At 34.4% G+C, this 20,488-nt stretch carries 13 protein-coding genes; 6 read left to right on the forward strand and 7 right to left on the reverse strand.

What is annotated here, in order from left to right; all coding sequences use genetic code 11:
* The 3 genes from V8G69_RS15935 to V8G69_RS15945 all read right to left on the reverse strand — a co-directional run.
* Positions 1-398 (reverse strand): HAD hydrolase-like protein (locus tag V8G69_RS15935; protein ID WP_394883158.1); only part of this gene is annotated, 398 nt, incomplete at its 3' end.
* Between the two features lie 3 nt (positions 399-401).
* Positions 402-1,763, reverse strand: coding sequence for an MFS transporter (locus tag V8G69_RS15940; RefSeq protein ID WP_394883160.1), 1,362 nt, complete (start codon positions 1,761-1,763; stop codon positions 402-404).
* 128 nt (positions 1,764-1,891) lie between these two features.
* On the reverse strand, positions 1,892-2,965 hold the full coding sequence (locus V8G69_RS15945; RefSeq protein ID WP_394883161.1) for a LacI family DNA-binding transcriptional regulator: 1,074 nt from the start codon (positions 2,963-2,965) through the stop codon (positions 1,892-1,894).
* Between the two features lie 286 nt (positions 2,966-3,251).
* Between V8G69_RS15945 and V8G69_RS15950 the strand changes: the two genes are divergently transcribed.
* From V8G69_RS15950 to V8G69_RS15975, 6 genes are all read left to right on the forward strand, one after another.
* On the forward strand, positions 3,252-6,182 hold the full coding sequence (locus V8G69_RS15950; protein ID WP_394883162.1) for a SusC/RagA family TonB-linked outer membrane protein: 2,931 nt from the start codon (positions 3,252-3,254) through the stop codon (positions 6,180-6,182).
* An 11-nt stretch (positions 6,183-6,193) separates the two neighbouring features.
* Entirely contained in the window at positions 6,194-7,798 is a 1,605-nt protein-coding gene (locus tag V8G69_RS15955) for a RagB/SusD family nutrient uptake outer membrane protein (protein WP_394883163.1), read from the forward strand.
* 17 nt (positions 7,799-7,815) lie between these two features.
* On the forward strand, positions 7,816-8,913 hold the full coding sequence (locus V8G69_RS15960) for a SusE domain-containing protein (protein ID WP_394883164.1): 1,098 nt from the start codon (positions 7,816-7,818) through the stop codon (positions 8,911-8,913).
* An 18-nt stretch (positions 8,914-8,931) separates the two neighbouring features.
* A complete protein-coding gene (locus V8G69_RS15965; RefSeq protein WP_394883165.1) occupies positions 8,932-10,392 on the forward strand; it encodes a SusE domain-containing protein in 1,461 nt (486 codons plus the stop codon).
* A 67-nt stretch (positions 10,393-10,459) separates the two neighbouring features.
* Positions 10,460-13,849, forward strand: coding sequence for an alpha-amylase family glycosyl hydrolase (locus V8G69_RS15970; protein ID WP_394883166.1), 3,390 nt, complete (start codon positions 10,460-10,462; stop codon positions 13,847-13,849).
* A complete protein-coding gene (locus tag V8G69_RS15975) occupies positions 13,849-14,553 on the forward strand; it encodes a hypothetical protein (RefSeq protein WP_394883167.1) in 705 nt (234 codons plus the stop codon). Before V8G69_RS15970 ends, V8G69_RS15975 begins: the two co-directional genes overlap by 1 nt.
* 51 nt (positions 14,554-14,604) lie before the next feature.
* Here V8G69_RS15975 and V8G69_RS15980 read toward each other — a convergent pair whose 3' ends face one another.
* The 4 genes from V8G69_RS15980 to V8G69_RS15995 are packed head-to-tail and all read right to left on the reverse strand — an operon-like array spanning position 14,605 to position 20,421.
* Complete coding sequence (locus V8G69_RS15980; protein ID WP_394883168.1) at positions 14,605-17,193, reverse strand: hypothetical protein; 2,589 nt, start codon at positions 17,191-17,193, stop codon at positions 14,605-14,607.
* 19 nt (positions 17,194-17,212) lie between these two features.
* Positions 17,213-18,241: a UDP-glucose--hexose-1-phosphate uridylyltransferase gene (locus V8G69_RS15985; RefSeq protein WP_394883169.1), complete on the reverse strand. Its 1,029-nt coding sequence runs from the start codon at positions 18,239-18,241 to the stop codon at positions 17,213-17,215.
* A gap of 2 nt (positions 18,242-18,243) precedes the next feature.
* Positions 18,244-19,398 (reverse strand): galactokinase, encoded by a 1,155-nt coding sequence (gene galK, locus V8G69_RS15990; protein ID WP_394883170.1) that lies wholly within the window; start codon positions 19,396-19,398, stop codon positions 18,244-18,246.
* A gap of 24 nt (positions 19,399-19,422) precedes the next feature.
* Positions 19,423-20,421 carry a GntR family transcriptional regulator gene (locus tag V8G69_RS15995; RefSeq protein ID WP_394883171.1) on the reverse strand — a complete coding sequence of 333 codons (999 nt, stop codon included), beginning with the start codon at positions 20,419-20,421 and terminating at the stop codon, positions 19,423-19,425.
* Positions 20,422-20,488: the final 67 nt, after the last annotated feature.

Here is a 20,488-nt window from a genome sequence, read left to right on the forward strand (position 1 = left end):
TCAAACTTTTCTAATAAATTCACCTTATTTAATATCTCTACTGAATTCTTACTGGCCGAGCCTAATGCTATGGGCTGACTGTTATCAATTAAATATTGTAAGCTATTAAGAACCCCAGGTAAAATTTCGGAAGCATCCATAACCGCTATATAACTTAAATAGTCGGCATTTTTTTCTGCCATCAATCTATTAAAATCGGTTTCTGGCAATGTTTTGTTTCCCCAGCTTAAAATCTTTTGTAAAGATTCGATACGACTAACACCTTTAAGTTGTTCGTTTTGAACTTCAGTAAAATCAACACCAATACTATTGGCTAATTTTTTCCATGCCAGAAAGTGATACTTTGCTGTATCAACTATAACCCCATCGAGATCGAAAATAAATCCTTTCTTTTTCATCATTTATAACTGCACTACATCATCTACATCTTTCACTTTAAACACTAAAGATGCAGCTATTAAAAAACTTACACCACTAACCATTAATGCAAATATGGCATGATTATCATAAGCGTACTTAACTAATGGCCCGCCAATTAAAGCGTTAATAATTTGAGGAATAACTATAAAGAAATTGAAAATCCCCATATAGACTCCCATTTTTCTTGGTGAAATTGACCCTGCTAAAATAGCATAAGGCATTGCCAAAATACTTGCCCATGCAATTCCAACTCCAATCATTGAAATGATAAGCCAGTTTTCATTTGGCATAATGTAAATTGAAAGTAAACCTATACCGCCTATAATTAAAGAAATAGCGTGTGTTCTTTTTCTTCCCATTTTTTTAGCGATGTATGGTAATGCAAAAGCATAAAATGCCGATACCAGATTATAAACTCCAAACAAAATTCCTATCCAATCTCCTGCATCTTGGTAAGTTTTACTACTACTGTCCGTAAATGGCAAACCATAGATATGTTGAGCAATTGCTGGTGTTGCAAAAACCCACATGCCGAATAAGCCAAACCATGAAAAAAACTGCACCCAGCTTAATTGCCTCATTGTGATTGGCATTTTTCTAAAGTCATCAAAAATATCAAGCAAACTTGATTTTTCTTTATTTTCACCATTATTCATGGCTTCAGAAGATTCCTTTTCAGTTTCAAAACTTTTAAGCTCTTCGGGAGTATATTCTTTAGTTGAAATAACAGTTATTAAAATAGATGCAATTAAAATTATTGCACCAATGATAAACGATAAAATTAAATTAAAAGGCACTTCTCCTTCTGAAGTTTCGTTTGAAATCCCAAACCAATGATTCAAAGCATATGGCAACCAAGAGCCAATAACGGCTCCAAAACCAATTAATGCCGTTTGCACACTAAACCCTAAAGTACGTTGATCTGTTCTTAAATTATCACCAACTAATGCACGAAAAGGCTCCATTGCAATATTAAAAGAGGCATCCATAATCATAAGCATTCCAGCTCCAACCCAAAGTGCAGGCAAAAAGGCTATAAAAATTTTAGCTTGTGGCATTAATATCAATCCTATAGAAGCTAGTAAAGCCCCTACTAGAAAATAGGGTTTTCTTCTTCCAAATCTACCCCAGGTTTTATCGCTATAATGCCCAATGATTGGTTGCACAATTAACCCCATTAAAGGCGCAATTATCCAAAACCAAGATAGCTCGTGAACATCGGCTCCGAAAATTTGAAGAATTCTACTAGCATTAGCATTTTGAAGGGCAAAACCCATTTGTATTCCTAAGAAACCGAAACTCATGTTCCAGATTTCCCAGAAACTTAACCTACGCTTTTCCATAAATAGTAAATTAAATTATTACTATTTGATAAGCATATAACTTATCAAAACTCAATGTTGAGAAGTGAAAATATAAGTTTTGATTGGGTCAAATATATAAAATAATTTAAATAGTTCTAATAAATATTTTATTTGGTTGAGTTTCTTTCAATTAATTCGGTTTCAATAACTACTGTTTTAAACTTCATGTCTTTAACAAATTCGAAATCATCTATTTCTCCTTCATCATCTTCAAGTTCAAGTCTATCTATCAATAAATGAGCAGCTTGTTCTCCTATTTTCTGCCCATGCTGACTCACAGTTGTTAAGCCAGGCCTTGCGTGTTTTGATAAAACACCGTCTGTAAATCCAATAACCTGAATGTCTTCTGGAATATTAAAATCTAACTTTCTGGCCACTTTCATGGCCGTAACTGCATAAAGTTCATTTACAGCAAAAACCCCGTCAATTTTATTGTTGCTCTTGAAAAATTGTTCAATTTCTTTTTCCAACACATCCAAATGTTCTTCAAGCGCTAAGCTATCGTCTAACTTTAAAATCAAACTAGCTTTCGGGTGTATTTTACTTTCTTCCAATGCTTGTAAATATCCTTGTGTTCTCAATTTACCAACACTAACGTAATCCATGGTTGTAATGAGTGCAATATTTCTACATCCAGTGGAAATCAATTTCTTCACCGCATTAACAGACCCTATTAAATCATCAACAATAACTTTATCACATTCAACTTCATTTACAACCCTATCAAACATGACGATAGGAATACCTTGATTGATGGTTTCTTTAAAGTGGTGGTAATCTTGCTGCAATAAGGTTTCCTTTGAAATTGACAATATAAACCCATCTATACTTCCATTTGCAAGCATCTCCATATTAATTACTTCTTTACTAAAGGATTCATTTGACAATCCAATGATAACATTATAACCACGTTGGTTAGCTACTACTTCAATACCTCTGATAACCGTTGAAAAAAAATGATGTACAATTTCAGGTATCAGAATCCCAATGGTTTTAGTTTTTCTGTTTTTTAAGCTTAATGCAATATTATTAGGCTTATAATTATAAAACTTAGCAAATGCTTGGATTTTTTGTCTAGTCTCTTCTCCTATTTCCTTACTATTACTTAAAGCTCTAGAAACAGTTGATATTGAAACATCTAACTCTTTCGCAATCTGTTTTAGGGTAACTTTACGCTTCATTTAAAACTTGCTTTACTCGATTGAAATTAGTATTTTTATTAGGTTAATCGCTAGTAATCTAGCTAATTTAATACTTTCTATCCAACCCACCTATAAAAACGGTAAAGTTGTCAACATGCAAACGTTTCCGTTGATAATATTTTAAAAGTTGTTAACACGCAAACGTTTTCGTTGCCAATTTCATAATTATTTGTTAAAACATAACATTAAATTTACATTGTATTTAACTTGAGAAGTGAAAATATATCAAACTAATTAATAATACACTAATTTTAAAAAGTATTGTATGAAAACAACTTTAAACAGTTTGCTGTTTCTTTTATTTTTTGTGCCAATATGGTCATTTGGACAAACTACAGTTACAGGAACAGTGACAGAACAATCAACTTCAGAACTACTGCCGGGAGTAAATATCCTTATTAAAGGTACTTCTACTGGAACGGCAACAGACTTTGATGGTAAATATCGAATTAACGCAAAAAATGGCGACATTCTTGTGTTTTCTTATGTTGGCTATGACTCTGTTGAAATTACCTATTCAGGGCAATCAACAGTAAACGTTGCACTAGTAGAAAATGCAGCTCAACTAAACGAAGTACTCGTTATTGGTTATGGTACTACCACTAAAAAAGATGCAACAGGATCAATAGAAGCTATAACTTCTGAAGATTTTACAAAGGGTAATATAGTAACCCCTGAGAACCTTTTAAATGGCCGTATCGCCGGTGTAAGCATTACCACAGGTGGTGCACCGGGTGCTAGTTCACGAATAACAATTAGAGGGGGTTCCTCTATCAATGCATCAAACGATCCTCTTATAGTTATTGACGGATTACCAATTACAAATAGTGGAGTTAGAGGGTCAAGGGGTGTTTTAGCCAGTATCAACCCAAACGATATAGATTCTTTCTCTGTATTAAAAGATGCCTCTGCTACAGCTATTTATGGATCAAGAGCGTCAAATGGGGTTATCATCATTGTTACCAAAAAAGGAAAATCTACATTTAGTGCATCCTATGATGTACAATACAGTTTTGGAGAATTAACAGACCGAATAGATGTTTTCTCTGGTGATGAATACAGACAATTGATTGCATCTCAACCCATTAATGGTGCTACAATAAACGCAAGTTTATTAGGTACCGCTAGTACCAATTGGCAGGATGAGATTTTTAGAAACACTGTTTCTACTCAACACAACATAACTTTACAAGGTCCTCTTTTCAAGGTATTGCCAGCAAGATTTTCTTTTGGTGTGACTGATCAAGAAGGTGCTATTCTGACTTCAAAATTTGAAAGAAGAAACTTAAGTTTAGCATTAAACCCAACGTTATTTGACGATCATTTAAAAGTTAATATCAATGCTAACTTATCTTTTGAAGATAACAGATTTGGTGATTCAGGCCAAATTAGTGCTGCATTAAGCTATGACCCAACCCATCCTGTTTACGACCCCACTTCTCCTTTTGGTGGTTTTTATCAACACAGATCAGGAAGTTTATTATCAAGTGGTGGTCAAAATCCTGTTGCAAGATTATTACAAACTAACAATACCGGGGACTCTAACAGAACCTATGGAAATATTAACTTAGATTATAAATTTCATTTCTTACCAGATTTAAGGGCTGTATTAAACCTTGGTATTGATGAAACTGAGGGTGAAACAGCCAATTACACTTCTCCGTTAGAAGCAACAACTAATCAGTATCGTGGTGACCGAACTTTTCGTTTTGAAAAAAGGACAAATAAACTCTTTGATGGTTATCTAACTTATAATAAAGAATTTAATAATCTAAATACAGAATTCACTACTGGGTATTCTTATCAAAAATTTACTTTTCATGGAAACGATACGGGCAATCAACTAAACCCTACAAGTTTTGCGAGCAGTTTCGCTGACCCAGATGTGGTATTAATCGGTTTCTTTGGAAGGGCCAATTTTAATGTGCTTGATAAATATCTATTAACATTAACTTACAGACGTGATGGAACCTCTCGTTTCAGTAAAGACAACCAATGGGGTGATTTTCCTGCTGCTGCCATAGCCTGGAAAATAAGTGATGAAGACTTTTTAAAGGATTCAAAAACAATTTCTACTTTAAAACTAAGAGCCGGTTATGGCATAACAGGACAACAAGATGTAAGTGAAAAAGATATTTTCTTAAACCGATACAGAGCAGGTAATGAAAACTCTCAATATCAATTTAACAATACGGTTATAAATTCTTTAATTGCATCAGAAATTAATCCTGACTTAAAATGGGAAGAAACCACTACCATTGAATTAGGTCTTGATTATGGCTTATTTGACGAAAGACTTACGGGTTCCTTAAACTTATTCCAAAAAAATTCAAAAGATTTATTATTTGTTGCTTCTGTTGCTGATGGTACTAACTTTTCTAATAGTATCATCCAAAACATTGGAGAGTTACAAATTCAAGGGATTGAATTTTCATTAAATGCAGATGTTGTTAAAAAAGACGACTTTAATGTTAATTTTAACTTCAACGCAACATTCTTAGATAGAAAAATAGAAAAACTAGCTTTGGGGCAAGATGTAAGAACCGGAGGTATTTCTGGTGGTACAGGAAATAATATCCAAATATTAAGAGAAGGTGAAGCTCCTAATTCTTTTAGTGTGTTTAAGCAACTATATGATTCCAATGGAAATGCAATTGAAGGTGCTTATGTTGATTTAAATGGTGACAATATCATAAATGATAATGATCGTTATCTAAAAGAAAGCCCAGGTGCTAACGTGATTTTAGGATTCCAGTCAACCATAGATTTCAAAAACTTCGATCTATCATTTAATTTAAGAGCAAACCTTGGAAATTATGTTTATAATAACGTAAACTCTTCAAGATCTCAATATGAAAGAATCTTAGATAACTCTGTGCTTGCTAATTTACCAAAATCAGTGTTAAACACAGGTTTCCAAAGAACCTCAGACGTTATTATTTCAGACATTTACCTTGAAGATGCGTCTTTCTTAAAAATGGATAATATTACTCTAGGATATACTTTTAAAAATTTAACTAAAACATTAAAAAGCATTAGATTATGGGGTGGCGTTCAAAACGTATTTACCATCACTAATTATAGTGGTTTAGACCCCGAAGTATCAGTTCCTAGTTCTTCAAACACCCAAGGTATTGATAATTTAATCTATCCAAGATCTAGAAATATTCTAGCTGGAGCTAATTTTAAATTTTAAAAAAAACAACTATGAAAACAATATTTAAAATTAACAAAACTATTGGTTTTATATGTCTCCTTATCGTTGCATTGACATCTTCTTGTACCGATGATTTGAATATAGTACCTAAAGATGATCAAACTATTTTAAGCGAAGATTTATTTAAAACTGAGTCAGCTTATAAAAGAGTTTTAGGTGGTGTTTATGCTAATTTAGCCTTAACTGGAACAGATGGCGCTGGAAACTCCAACCTAAAAAATATTGATGCTGGAACCAGTCAATTTGGGCGTGTTCTTTTATACGTTCAAACACTTGCTGCAGATGAAATGGTTTGGTCTTATGAAAATGACCCTGGCACCAGAGAGCTTCAAAGAAATATATGGACTACGCAAAACCCATTATTATTGGGTATGTTCAGTAGAGCCCATTTATCCATTGCATTAGCTAATAATTTCTTAAGAGAAACCACCAATGAGAAGTTGGATTCAAGAAACGTTTCGGCTTCTACTAGAAGTGACATAACTGCTTATAGAGCTGAAGCCAGATTAATGAGAGCCATGGCTTATTATTATATGATGGATATCTTTGGAAAAGCTAATTTTGCAACTGAAGACACTCCTCTTAATTCTCAACCAGAAGTTTATGACAGAGCACAACTCTTTACTTTTATTGAAAGTGAATTAAAAGATATCGACGCTGATCTAGTAGACGCAAGACAAAATGAATATGGTAGAGCTGATAAAGCTGTGGCTTATATGATTTTAGCTAAAATCTACCTAAATGCTCAAGTTTATATTGGTGCAGATCATTATGCTGATTGTATAACCTATTGTGATAAAATAATTTCAAGTGGTTACTCATTGGCGTCGAATTATCTTTATAATTTTATGGCTGACAATAATACCAACGACGCTAAAAACGAAATTATTTTCCCTATTGTTTCAGATGGTATTACAACTCAAAACTATGGGCCAACAACCGTAATGATCAACGGTTCTGTTGGAAGTATAGAAGTAAATGGAGCTGAAGTTGGTGTTAGTGCCGGTGGATGGGGAGGCGCTCTTAGAGTTAGAAAACAATTTGCCAATCTTTGGGATGCTTCTTATGACAATGATGACCGTAATACGCTTATTAAGGAAGATCGCCCTATTGATATCGTTGATATTTCTGATAAAGATACTGGATACATTGTTCAAAAATATTCAAACGCTACATCTACTGGTGGTTTTGGTGTTCACACCACATTTGTTGATACAGACTTCCCTCTATTTAGATTAGCCGATGTTTATTTAATGTATGCTGAAGCGCATTTAAGAGGCGGCGGAGGTAGTTTAGCTACTGCGGTTGGTTACGTAAATACCCTTAGAACAAGGGCTAACAACGCTAATTTGATAGCAAGTGGAGATTTAACATTAGATTTTATTTTAGATGAAAGATCCAGAGAACTTTATTGGGAAGCTCACAGAAGACAAGATTTGATTAGATTTGGCAAATACACCGGTGGTAACTACAACTGGGCATGGAAAGGTAATGGTAGTAATGGAATTTCACTTCCTTCACACTTCAACGTTTATCCAATACCAACAGCTAGTATGGCTGCAAACCCTAATCTTACTCAAAACCCAGGGTATTAATAATAAATGAATTAAAAATGAAAAATTTGAAAAAAATATCAATTTTTACACTAACAGCATTTGCAATGTTGCTGTTGAGTTCATGTGACGATACCACAGATAAGTTTGTGGTGTCTGAAACCGATCCTGTTACGTTATCTGATTTAACTATAACAGAAATAGAGCTAGATGCATTTAATACTAATAACCCTGCAGTAACTTTCAATTGGACAGAAGCCGATTATGGCCAACAAGCTTCAATTAATTACTCTTTGGAGTTATCAGCTGATGAAGCATTTACTAACAGTGTTATACCCGCAACCGTAAACGGGAATAATACTGTTACACTTTCCGTTTCTGAATTAAACAATGCCGCAGGAAATGCCGGTTTAAATCCTTTTGAATGGGCTACGCTTTACGCAAGAGTGGTTTCTAATTTAGGAACACAAAATGGGTTACCTGTTTCTTCAAACAGTATTAGTTTTAATGTATACCCATACTTTAACTATGTGTTTAATGATTATTATTTAGTAGGGGATGCTACAGCTCCAAATTGGAATAATAACAGCAATAACCCAGCCTTATATAGAGATGAAAATAATAGTAATGTTTATTATTATACTGGTTACTTTGCTAATGGCCATTTTAAAGTGATTGAAACTAAGGGACAATGGCACCCACAATATGGTACTGATGATGGAAGTACATTTTGGGGTACTACAGCTACAAACTCATCTCCAGAACCAGAAAGATTTCCTTATGGCGGAGGTGATGGTATCCCAGAAGGGTTCTATACATTCACGATGGATTTTGGAAACAAAACTTTTACTTTTGAGCCTTTTAATGCTGACGGAATAGACAGTCCAACATCATTATCTATTCAAGGATCTAGCTTAATTACAACAGACATGACCCCATTAGATTTTGACGGCCATATCTGGTATGCATTAAGTGTACATCTAGTACCTGGTGATCTTACATTTTCAGCTGATGGAACAGCTTGGGGTAGTACTATTTCTTTTTCCGGGGTAGCTACTGCTAATGGAGGAAATATTCCTGTGGTTGTTGAAGACGATTATGATGTTTGGTTTAACGATCTAACCGGACGTTATATCATGATTCCGTTAAATTTATAATCATTAAAAAAAAGAAAAATGAATAAATATATTAAAAAACCAAGCTTTTTTCTACTTGCCTTGCTTTTTGCTTTGGTAAGCTGTAATACCGAAGAAAGCCTTATAATTACGTCACCAGATCCTGCTTTTACATTGCAGCAACCTGGGATTAGTAGTGTGTTTTTAAACTTTGGTTTACCAACAAACAATGCCTTTACCGTTTCATGGAATGATGAAGTTACAGGTAGCTCTTCCTATACTGTTGAGATGTCTCTTGATGATGCTTTTACGGCACCTATAACTCTAGGTACTGTCAACACAAATTCTTTTTCAATTACTGTTGAAGATTTAAATACGGCCATAAGAAGTGCTGGTGTAACTACATTTAGAGACATTGCTGTTTATTTAAGGGTTAATGCCGGAAGCATTAACAGTAATACTGTTTTGTACTTGGTGACCACTTATCCAATTGAAAACCCTCAGATAACAAGCCCTTCTGAAAATGATGCGTTTGTACTTACATTAGCTACATCTGGTGAATTTGCAACTAACATTGAGTTTTCAGATGCTGTTTTATCATCTACTTTAGGTATTGAGGTTAACTATACTATTGAAGCATCAATAGCCGGTTCAAATTTTGCAGACCCTGTAATTGTTGGGGCTCTTACAAATAAAACTTTAATGGCTTTAAATCAATCTGATTTAAATGCCGTTGCATTAGGAGCCGGACTTCCGTTTGATGTAGCTGGAGATTTAGCTATTCGTATAATAGCTAGAATCACAAATGAAAATGGAGATATTCTTGAAAGAATTTCTGATGTTGTTACCATTTCAGTAACACCATATAACGTTTCTTTCCCCTACCTATTCTTAGTTGGCGATGCTACTACTCCTGGTTGGAATAACAACAATAATAACCCTCCTATTTTTAGAGATCAAGATGTGCCTAACGCTTATTTCTTTACCGGATACTTTGGTGCTGGCGCTTTTAAATTATTAGAAACCTTAGGACAATGGCAACCACAATGGGGAACCAATGATGGAAGCACATTAGCAGTAAATCCAGGTGGTGGTTCAGATCCCGGTACATTTAACGTAGCTAGTGCAGGTTATTACAAATATACCTTTACTACTGTGGGGGAATCAGGTAGTTTTACCGTTGAACCTTATGATGCATCAGGAGCTGCTACCTATCCTACTATAGGTCTCATTGGAGATGCCACACCAGGTGGTTGGGGAACAGACACTGATTTTACCCAAGATCCAAATAACCCACATTTATGGTATTTAAATGGTATTACACTTACTAGTGGAGGATCTATGTTAATTAGGGCTGATAATACCTGGGATAATGTATGGAGATATACGGGTTCTTCTGAACTATATGGTACAGCTGTTTTAGCTGGTGGTGGTGATAACATACCATTTAATGAACCTACAGGCAGTTATGATGTTTGGTTCAATGATTTAGATGGTGGTTATGTGATTATTCCTAACTAAAATAAGATAACTATTTTTAAAAAAAGGCTGATAATATCAGCCTTTTTTTTCCAAAAGAAATTAAATCATGAAAAAAATTACTTTCATATTTTTAATATTTATAACATCATTTTCTTTTGCCCAGACTTTATCATGGCAAGGAGGAATTACTCCTGGAGAAACTGATTCGGCTGTTTTGCTATTTGATGCAACAGGAACCCCTTTACAATCTTACACTGGGGTCATTTATGCACATACTGGAGTTACGTTAAATGACACAACACATTGGCAAAATGTTATTGGCAGTTGGAACAACAACAGCACCCAGCCAGCCTTAACACTTGTTTCCGGAGAAATATACAGTCTCAATATTACCCCTTCTATTAAAGAATTTTACAACAACCCAGCTGGTACAATTACGGCAATAGATTTTGTATTACGAAGTGCCGATGGAAATACACAAACTGCAGATTTAAATATTTCAGTAGGTGCATTTCAATTAAACTTAACATCTCCAACATCAAATCCTACAATTTTAACTTCGGGAGGGAATTTACTTATTGAGGCCAATAATACTAATGGAATTGCCGACTATACATTAAAAGCCAACGGTGTTGTTATTGATAACCAATCTTCAATAACAAGCTATTCTTACACTCATTCTAATATAACGTCTAATCAAAATTATGCATTAGAGGTTACTCAAAATACCACAACTAAAGTACGAAACTTCTCTGTTGTTGTTAACCCAAATATTCCAGACCAAGCATTACCAGCCGGTTTGGTTGATGGGATCAATTATAATGCAGGTGATGCAACAAAAGCCACTTTGGTTATTGATGCACCATCTAAAGATTTTATATATGTAGCTGGTAGTTTTAATAGTTGGCAGCCAGATGCAACCTATGCTATGAAGAAAGACACTTCAAGCACCAAGTTTTGGCTGGAATTGACTGGTCTGACCCCAGGTCAACTGGAAACTTATCAGTATTGGATTGTTGACCAAAACCCAATAGCAAACTCCCCTGCTTTAGTAAAAGTAGCAGATCCATTTTCTACATTAGTATTAAGTTCTTATGACGATCCAGGAATACCTTCTGGAAACTATCCTAACTTACCTACTTATCCAAATACAGGTAACCCTTTTGAGGTAACAGTTTTGAAAACCGGTCAAGCTCCATATAACTGGCAGGTAACTAACTTTAGCAAACCAAAAAAAGATGACTTAATAGTTTATGAAGTTTTAGTACGTGATTTTGACGCTAACAGGAATTACCAAGATTTGATTGACAAAATTGATTACTTTAAAAATTTGAATGTGAACGCCATTGAGCTCATGCCGGTTATGGAATACGAGGGTAATGAAAGCTGGGGCTATAACACCGCATTTCATATGGCATTAGATAAATTCTATGGCACAGAAGATAAACTTAGAGAACTCATAGATGTATGTCATCAAAATGGTATTGCTGTTATTCTTGACATTGCATTAAATCATGCCTTTGGAAGAAACCCTATGGTGCGTATGTGGATGGACGATCCTGACGGTAATGGTTATGGCGGTCCAACTTCAGAAAACCCTTATTTCAATACAGTGGCTAAACATTCATATAATGTAGGCAACGATTTTAATCACTCAAGTGCACTAACTAAAAATTATGTAAAAAGCGTTATAAAACATTGGATTGAAGATTTTAAAATAGATGGATTTAGATGGGACTTAACCAAAGGATTTACACAAAATTGTACTGAAAGTGATGAAGGCTGTACGGGTTCATATCAAGCAGATCGAGTAGCTATTTTAAAAGAATATGTTGATTATTCTTGGAGTCTTGACCCGACTCACTATGCCATTTTTGAACACTTAGGCTCAGATGCTGAAGAAAAAGAATGGGCCAATTACAAATTTAATGAAGGTAAAGGAGTTATGATGTGGGGTAAAATGACCGATCAGTATGGTCAATTAACAACGGGAAATGCTTCTAATTATGATATCAGTAGAATGGGCTACAAAGCACATACCGGCTTTCTAGGTAATCGTGTTATGGGTTATGCTGAAAGTCATGATGAAGAGCGTTTAATGTATAAAAATATTGTAGGTGGAAAAAGTAATGCAAACTACAATATAAAAGATTTAAATACGGCGTTATCAAGAATGTCGGCTTTGGGTGTCGTAACCATTCCTATTCCGGGGCCAAAAATGATATGGCATTTTGGAGAACTTGGTATGGAAAACTCTATTTTTACCTGTACCGATGGTTCTTATAACACAGACTGTAAATTAGCAACAAAACCACAACCTCAATGGGCAGAAAACTGGCTTGCTGATGATAATAGAAATGCCATATATAAAACGTGGTCCAGATTAAATGAACTTAAAATCAGTGAAGCGGTTTTTGAAGGTGATTATTCAATAACTACTAACACCTTAACTCCAAAAATTCATGTTTGGGATAATACTCTCCCTACTACAGATTTAAAAGATGTTATCATTATAGCCAATTTTGATATTGTATCTAAAAATGTTGCTCCTGATTTTCCTTATACCGGAACATGGTACAGTCTATTGGATAGAAATTCTCCTTTAGAAGTTACTAACATGTTCATGGCAATTACTTTGGCACCTGGAGAATACAAGGTTTTTGGCAATAAGCCACATGTAGATCCAGATGATTTGGATGGCGATGGTGTACCTAATGCTAATGATAATTGTCCAAATACACCATTAGGCGCTTCTGTAGACGTAAATGGGTGCGAGGTGTTTAGTTTACCAGCTAACAACTTTTCTATACAAGTAAACAGTGAAACCTGTAGAAACAGTAATAATGGTAGTATCAATATTACGGCTAACCAAAACCTGAATTATACTGCTCATATTGTTGGTAACGGAGTTAACCTTAACAATGCTTTTACTACTACCTATACGGCCGGAAATTTACAAGCAGGTAATTATGAGGTATGTATTACTGTTGAAGGACAGCCTGACTATGAGCAATGTTTTAATGTGTCTGTTACTGAGCCTGAAGATATTTCAGTTATTTCAAAGGTTGATAATACTAAAAATTCTGTTTCACTTACCATGAGTGGTAGTTCAGTTTACAAAGTCACCTTAAATGGTGTTACAACACAAACCAAAAATTTTACTATTGAATTGGAATTAAGTAATGGAACCAATATGATTAGTGTTGAAGGTGAAAAAATTTGTCAAGGAATTTATGAAGAAACCATTTTTTATGGCAATGATTTAAAAGTTTTCCCTAATCCAATTTCAGATAATATTTTAAAAGTTTATTTAGGTCATTCAAAAAAAGAGATGACTACTATAACCATTTATTCTATTATTGGAAACCAAGTTTACAGCACTAAAACCAATGAGAATTACTTGGAAATCAACACCATTGGTTTTTCAAAAGGTATCTATATTTTGAACGTGAATACTAAAGAGGACAATAAAAGCTTAAAAATTATCAAGAACTAATGAAAAAGTCATATTTATATTTAATTACTGCTATCATTTGCTTTCCCTTTGTTTTCAACTGTAGTGGTGGCGGTGATGACCCAGAACCAGTTGTTATTGACCCTCCGGGGGCAGCTTCTTTAATTTTTCCGAATCAAAATTCTGAATGCACTGAAGGCAATAACTTCACAAGCACTCAAAGTGATGTTACATTTGATTGGAACGATGCTACCAATGCTAACTCATATCAATTGTACCTGAAAAATTTAGATACACAAACTACAACCAATTATACTAGTACAAGTTCTCAATTAACTTTAACCATTTTAAGGGGTACTCCGTATTCGTGGTATGTAGTTTCTAAAAATTCTGGAACACAAACTGCACAAAGTGCTACATGGAAATTTTATAACGCTGGAGAGGCTGTAACATCTTACGCTCCCTTTCCTGCCGAATTAGTAGCACCAACCATGGGAACATCATTAGCAGCATCTACCAATAATGTGTCCTTACAATGGACTGGTAGTGATGTAGACAATGATATTGTAAACTATAGTGTATTGTTTGGAACAGTTACTACACCTACCAATACTATTGGGACTACCAATACAACAAATTTTTCTGTAAATGTTGCATCAGGGAATATTTATTATTGGAGAATTATAACAACTGATAGTCAAAATAATACCTCTGAATCAGAAATTTTTCAATTCAAGGTAAATTAGTTGAATAATATTTTTCTAAAAAAAGCTCCTTAAGTTTTTAAGGAGCTTTTTTTACTGTAAACTCACACTTATTATTGCAATTCCTTGAGGTGTCTCAAATTCATCTTCAGGAATTTCAGGTCCAATTGAGAATTGGATACTTTCTATCTTGTCAATATCAAAATCTGAATTGATGTCATGTTCTAAAAAATAAGGCAAGAAACTAGGATATGGCCTGGGTAAAGTTACTGTTTTAACAGGTTTTAAATCTTTTATCTTAATTTCATAGTCTGATACTTCTAAACCTATATCAATGACTTTCCCATAAGTTGAACCATCCTCTAAAACAAAAGCGACCTGAAGCTTACAAGGTTTATTGTTTAAAGCATGCCCTTTAAATACAATATGCTGTTTTTCTTTTAAATCTTCTTTCCTTCCTCTTATGTTATCTAAAATAAAATGCTTAAATGAATAATCATAAATAGGATTTGCATTCAAGTCCTCAATATCCGGCCTAAATAATTTTTCAATATTCATTTGGTATTCTGCCTCTTTGTAATTCTCTGTAGGCACCAATTTAAAAGAGCGTTTCCACGTTCTCACTAAATCATTAGTGTCATCTATGGCATTAAATAAATAGATGGGACTTTCTTTAGATACTACAGTTACTTGGTAAGGTGTTCTATCATAGAAATCCCAATCATAAAGGTTCCCTTTTTTCCCCGATGGAAATGTAACCTTACTACTATCACTCAACTTCACTACAATATTATAGTTCACAAATCCCTTCTGTATATATTCTGAGGCAATGGTAGCCTTGTATTTATAAGCTCCTAAATACTCTAATTTCTGATTAAAATAGTGTCCATCACTAGTATGACCAAACAATGTCAGTTCTTTGAGTGTATTTGGTGTAACACATTGAACTTCTATTTCCAGTTCATCATTTTCTGTAATGGTCTTGATGGGATCATGTTTAAAATATACCTTATCAACATTGGATAGCGGTGCATAAAAATCATTTAGGTTATGTGTTTTGAATGCGTCTGTTTTTGTCCATTGTTGTTGAATTCCACTTTTACTCATAACATACGTTCCCGGTCTTATTTGAAACGATTTGCCTTTTATATCCGGAATAAATTCATTCCCTTCATTAATTGGTATTACCTTAAAATCATCTCCCAGATCATTTAAATTCACTTGCATAGAATGGGTTTCCCAATTAATTACAGTTACTTTTTTATCCTGGCTGTTCCTTCCAAAAAGATTATCAACCCAAATAGCATCTGGCATGACTTCTAATCGCCAAACTCCCTTTGACATTTTATCCAGAAAGTAAGCTCCTAAACCATCATAATTCACAACCGGGGAATTACCAAATCCAGCTATTTCTTCAATTTTCGATTCATTTTTTAAAGGAGAGTCCGTAGAATTGGTATAAAAGAATTTAGTTTCAGATCTATATTCAGCGAGGTCTCTTTTATAGTCTACCTTAAAGTTCCCAAAAGTTGTATTATTAGGATATAACCCAAAATCTGAATTCATTGGGATCTCATGAAAAACCTCAGAGCAAATCTTTAATGCCAATGCTTTTTGAGGCGCATAATTCAAATTCATATAATGTGTGTTATACTCTGTATTAAAAGAAGCCAAGAAAGTTGGATCATACGAAAAATGTGTGCCTATTTGAATTCCGGCTTCTCTAAAACTTCTGGCCATTGCCGGATAAATGTAGGACCTGTCAACATCGGCAGCATCAAATTCATAAACTAATTTGGCACCATGATATTTTTTAAAAACAGAATCAAACGGCATATTATACTCATCGACATTGGGCAACAAATTGCCTGCTAATTCTTTTCCATACCCTAATCCGGTTGGATACCATTGAAACGTGCCTCCTTGCACCCCACCTTTAAAATAATCCTCCATAAAATGAACCGCATGGCTCATATTATAAAATATAGGCTTTTGAGCTCCAGTTTGCCTTATGGCTTGTATCATGCCACTAATAAATTCCGTTACCTTCTCTCTTTCTCCTCTGTGGTGCGGTTCATTACTGATTTCAAATGCAATAAGATTAGGCTCATCTTTATAGGCTACACCTGTATATGGATTAACATGGTTTATGAATTGCTTTAAATAATTCTTTTGTGCTTCAATAGCCTCTGGGTTTGTTAAACATGCTTCTTTGCCATATTTATTAGAAAACCCCGGAGATTTAGTATCCGGTTCCGGCCAGCCATTTCCCCAAAAGGCTATGGGAGTAATAACGAAATTGATATGGGCATTTTTAAGTTTCCACAATAAATAATCAAAAGTGTCTAAATGCTCATTATCAATGACATTTCCCAATGTATCACTGATCTCGGTATCCCAAACATGAACTCTGTACAGATCAAACCCTAATCTTGAAAAATGGTAAACATCATTGTCTATGACTGTTTTTGGGTCAATCCCCATACGTTTTGCCGAACGAAAGGCATGCGCAAAAGGAACCGTATAATTAACCCCAAATCCTTTAACTTCTTCATTCGTGTTTTCCCATCTCATAATACCTTCATTGTCCACAAAAACATTTCCTTTAGAATTTGTTTGTGACAACATACATCCTACGTTGAGCATTAACAGAAAACCAATTGATAGTAATTTAGATTTCATGATAATCAATAATTAGTTTTTATAAGGCACCCGCCAGATTTTTTAAAATTGAAGCAGCCGTTTCTGCCGTAATATCTCGTTGAGGACTGGCAAACATCTCATACCCGACCATAAATTTTTTGACGGTAGCACTTCTTAATAACGGTGGATAAAAACTCATATGCCAATGCCAATGATCATTGTTCTGGTTGTTTGTAGGGGCTTGGTGAATACCGCTTGAATATGGGAACGAGGAATTAAACAAACGATCGTAAGTTTTGGTTAACACAGATATAGCTTCAGTAAACAAGTTGGTTTCTTCTAAGCTCATGTCGCTTATATCCTTCTGAGCTACTTTAGGAATTATCATAGCTTCATAAGGCCATACTGCCCAAAAAGGCGTTACTATTACAAAAGCCTTATTCTCAAAAATAATACGTTCTTGTAATTCTAATTCTTGTTTTAAATAATCTTCCAGCAAAGTTTTTTTATTGGCTTTGAAATAATCAAGTTGCTGCTTATCTTTCTTTACGATTTCATTGGGTAGCGACGATTGACTCCATATCTGGCCATGCGGGTGTGGGTTACTGCATCCCATGATAGCACCTTTGTTTTCAAAGATTTGAACGTAATTGATATTTTCCAACGCTCCTAATGTATGGTATTCCTGCTGCCATGCATGAATGACTTTTTGAATATTCTTAACAGACATTTGCGCTAAACTCTTGGAGTGATCCGGGCTGAAACAAATAACTTTACAGATACCTTGTTCACTTTCTGCTTTAATCAGTCCCTGATTGACATGAAAATCAGGAGATGTTTCATGAAGTGCCGAAAAGTCATTAACAAAGACAAAGACATCTTCATAATCCGGGTTCACTTCCCCATTTGCCCTTGTATTCCCTGCACATAAATAGCACGTTTCATCATAACTGGGTCTAATCTCTGGATTAACGTCTTCTTGCTGACCTTGCCAAGGCCGTTTGGCTCTGTGAGGCGATACTAAAACCCATTCCCCTGTTAGGCTGTTATATCGTTTATGCGAGTAATTTTGTAAATCTGAATTCATAATTATTTACCATTGATTACGTGTGTGCCTTCTGATAGATTGACAAAATAAATGGAGCATGCCTTGTTAAATGCTTTCACATAGGCTTCTGAAATTTCTTGAGTATAATGCTTAACTGCTTCTTTTTTTACCAAGTTAATGGTACAACCTCCAAAGCCGCCTCCCATCATTCTAGCTCCAATAACATTGGGGTTTCCCTTTGCTTTATCTACTAAAAAATCCAATTCTTTACAACTCACTTTAAATTGATATCGCACGCCTTGATGTGCCTCAAAAAGTAAATTCCCAAGCGCCTCTAAATCATTCTGCTCGATCATTTTTGCTGCTTTTAAGACTCTGTCATTTTCTTCGATGACATAGAGCGCCTTTTGATATTCATCTTCAGATAGTTGACTCTTCACCGTATTTAGAAGTTCACGTGTTGCATCTCTTAATGACTTTATATCTAGCAAAGAGGCTACTTTTTCACACACCTCTCTCCTATTATTATATTCAGCATCAACCAATTTGTGGCTTACATTTGTGTTAATAAGTACCAATTCATAATCTTGAAAATCAATTTGAATAGGTTTAGCGATTTGAGTTCTGCAATCCAGTAATAAAGCATGATCTTCTTTTCCAAACATACTGGAATATTGATCCATGATACCACACCTCACTCCCACATAATAATGCTCGGCTCGTTGTGAAATAAGGATCATTTCTTCCTTACTCATTCCCAGACCAAATAATTCATTCAAACCAAAAACAATACTGTTCTCTAATGCCGCAGAAGATGATAAACCTCCTCCTCTAGGAATATCCCCCCCAAACACAAGATTGAATGGAGGAACCTTAATAGATTTCTTTTGAATTTCTGCTACAACACCAATAACATAATTTTTCCAATTTCCATTAGGTATGGGTTGAATATCATCCGTTAAGAACTCATGTTTTTCATTATAATCATAAGCTAAAACCGAACAAAAATCAGAGTCACTTTTCCCAATTGCAGCAACGATTCCTTTATCAATGGCTGCCGGTAATACAAAACCTTCATTATAATCGGTATGCTCACCTATGATATTAATTCTACCTGGAGAATCAATTAAAACAGGGTTATCCTTAAACAAGGACTTATATGCTGATTCAATATTTTTTATTAAAGTATCTTTCATTAAGTGTTATATATTATTGAGTACTTAAATTGAATTTCGAATGATCAAATTATTAGGGTTCTCAATAAGGCATCGTTCTTTATTAAGAATCATTTCTGCAAGACGTTTTCCCATTTGCTTAAAATCAGTTGAGATGGTTGTAATCCCTCCTTCAACAATTTCCTTAAGCAAAGTTTCATTATACGATATAACACCTATATCTTGTCCTAAAGTAAATTTTTGATCTTTCATCTTCTTAATCAAAACAATAAGATCTTGGTCATCAAGAACCAAATAAGCTTCATTTTTTTGCAGAATTCTGCCCTCTAAGTTGTCTATTATTTCATACTGAAAATTGGTGCTCTTTCTAAATTTCTGAAATCCGATTAACATACCTTGAGGCTGCTTTTTCTGAGGAAACACAAGCACAATCTTTTTGTATTTGTTCAACAATGTAACAGCCATTTTTAAGCTATGGTATATATCATCCTCAAAGTTTTGATAAATAGCAGGATATTGTTTAAGCTCCTCGTGGGTCTGATCTAAAATATAAACTTTATCGTTAGGTAATTTTTCAATAACCTTATCTGTATGCCTTAAATTGGCAGGCATAATAACATAATAATTGTAGTTCCCAATGCTGTCATTGATAAGTTTTGAAAACATGTCAAAACTAAAATGATGAAAGAAAATATCAACTTGTACATTACCACTAAGGTTTTTCAAGAATGAATTATACAAATCTTCTTTAAACGCATTCAATTCATCAAACAGTAAAAATATTTTTTGTGTTACTTCAACATTTTCACTTTTTAAATAATACCCTTTTCCAACAACCGATTCAATGATCCCCCTAACCTTTAATTCATTGAATGCCATCAAAACGGTATCTCTTGATAAAGAGAATTTATTCTTAATAGCATTTATTGAAGGCAAACTGTCTCCCTTTTTTAATTGACCAGAAGTAATGGCATTCTCTATGGAAAGTACAATCTGTTTGTACTTGGGTGTCCCTAAATTATCTTCTACAGAAATTATTTTCATACGGCAAATATATTAAAAAAACTGGTAGGTACTGGTAGGGTTTAATTTTTTTAGTTATTTTAGCCAC

Origin of the sequence: Gaetbulibacter sp. M235 (assembly GCF_043876835.1) — a bacterium.
Taxonomy (GTDB): Bacteria; Bacteroidota; Bacteroidia; order Flavobacteriales; family Flavobacteriaceae; genus Yeosuana.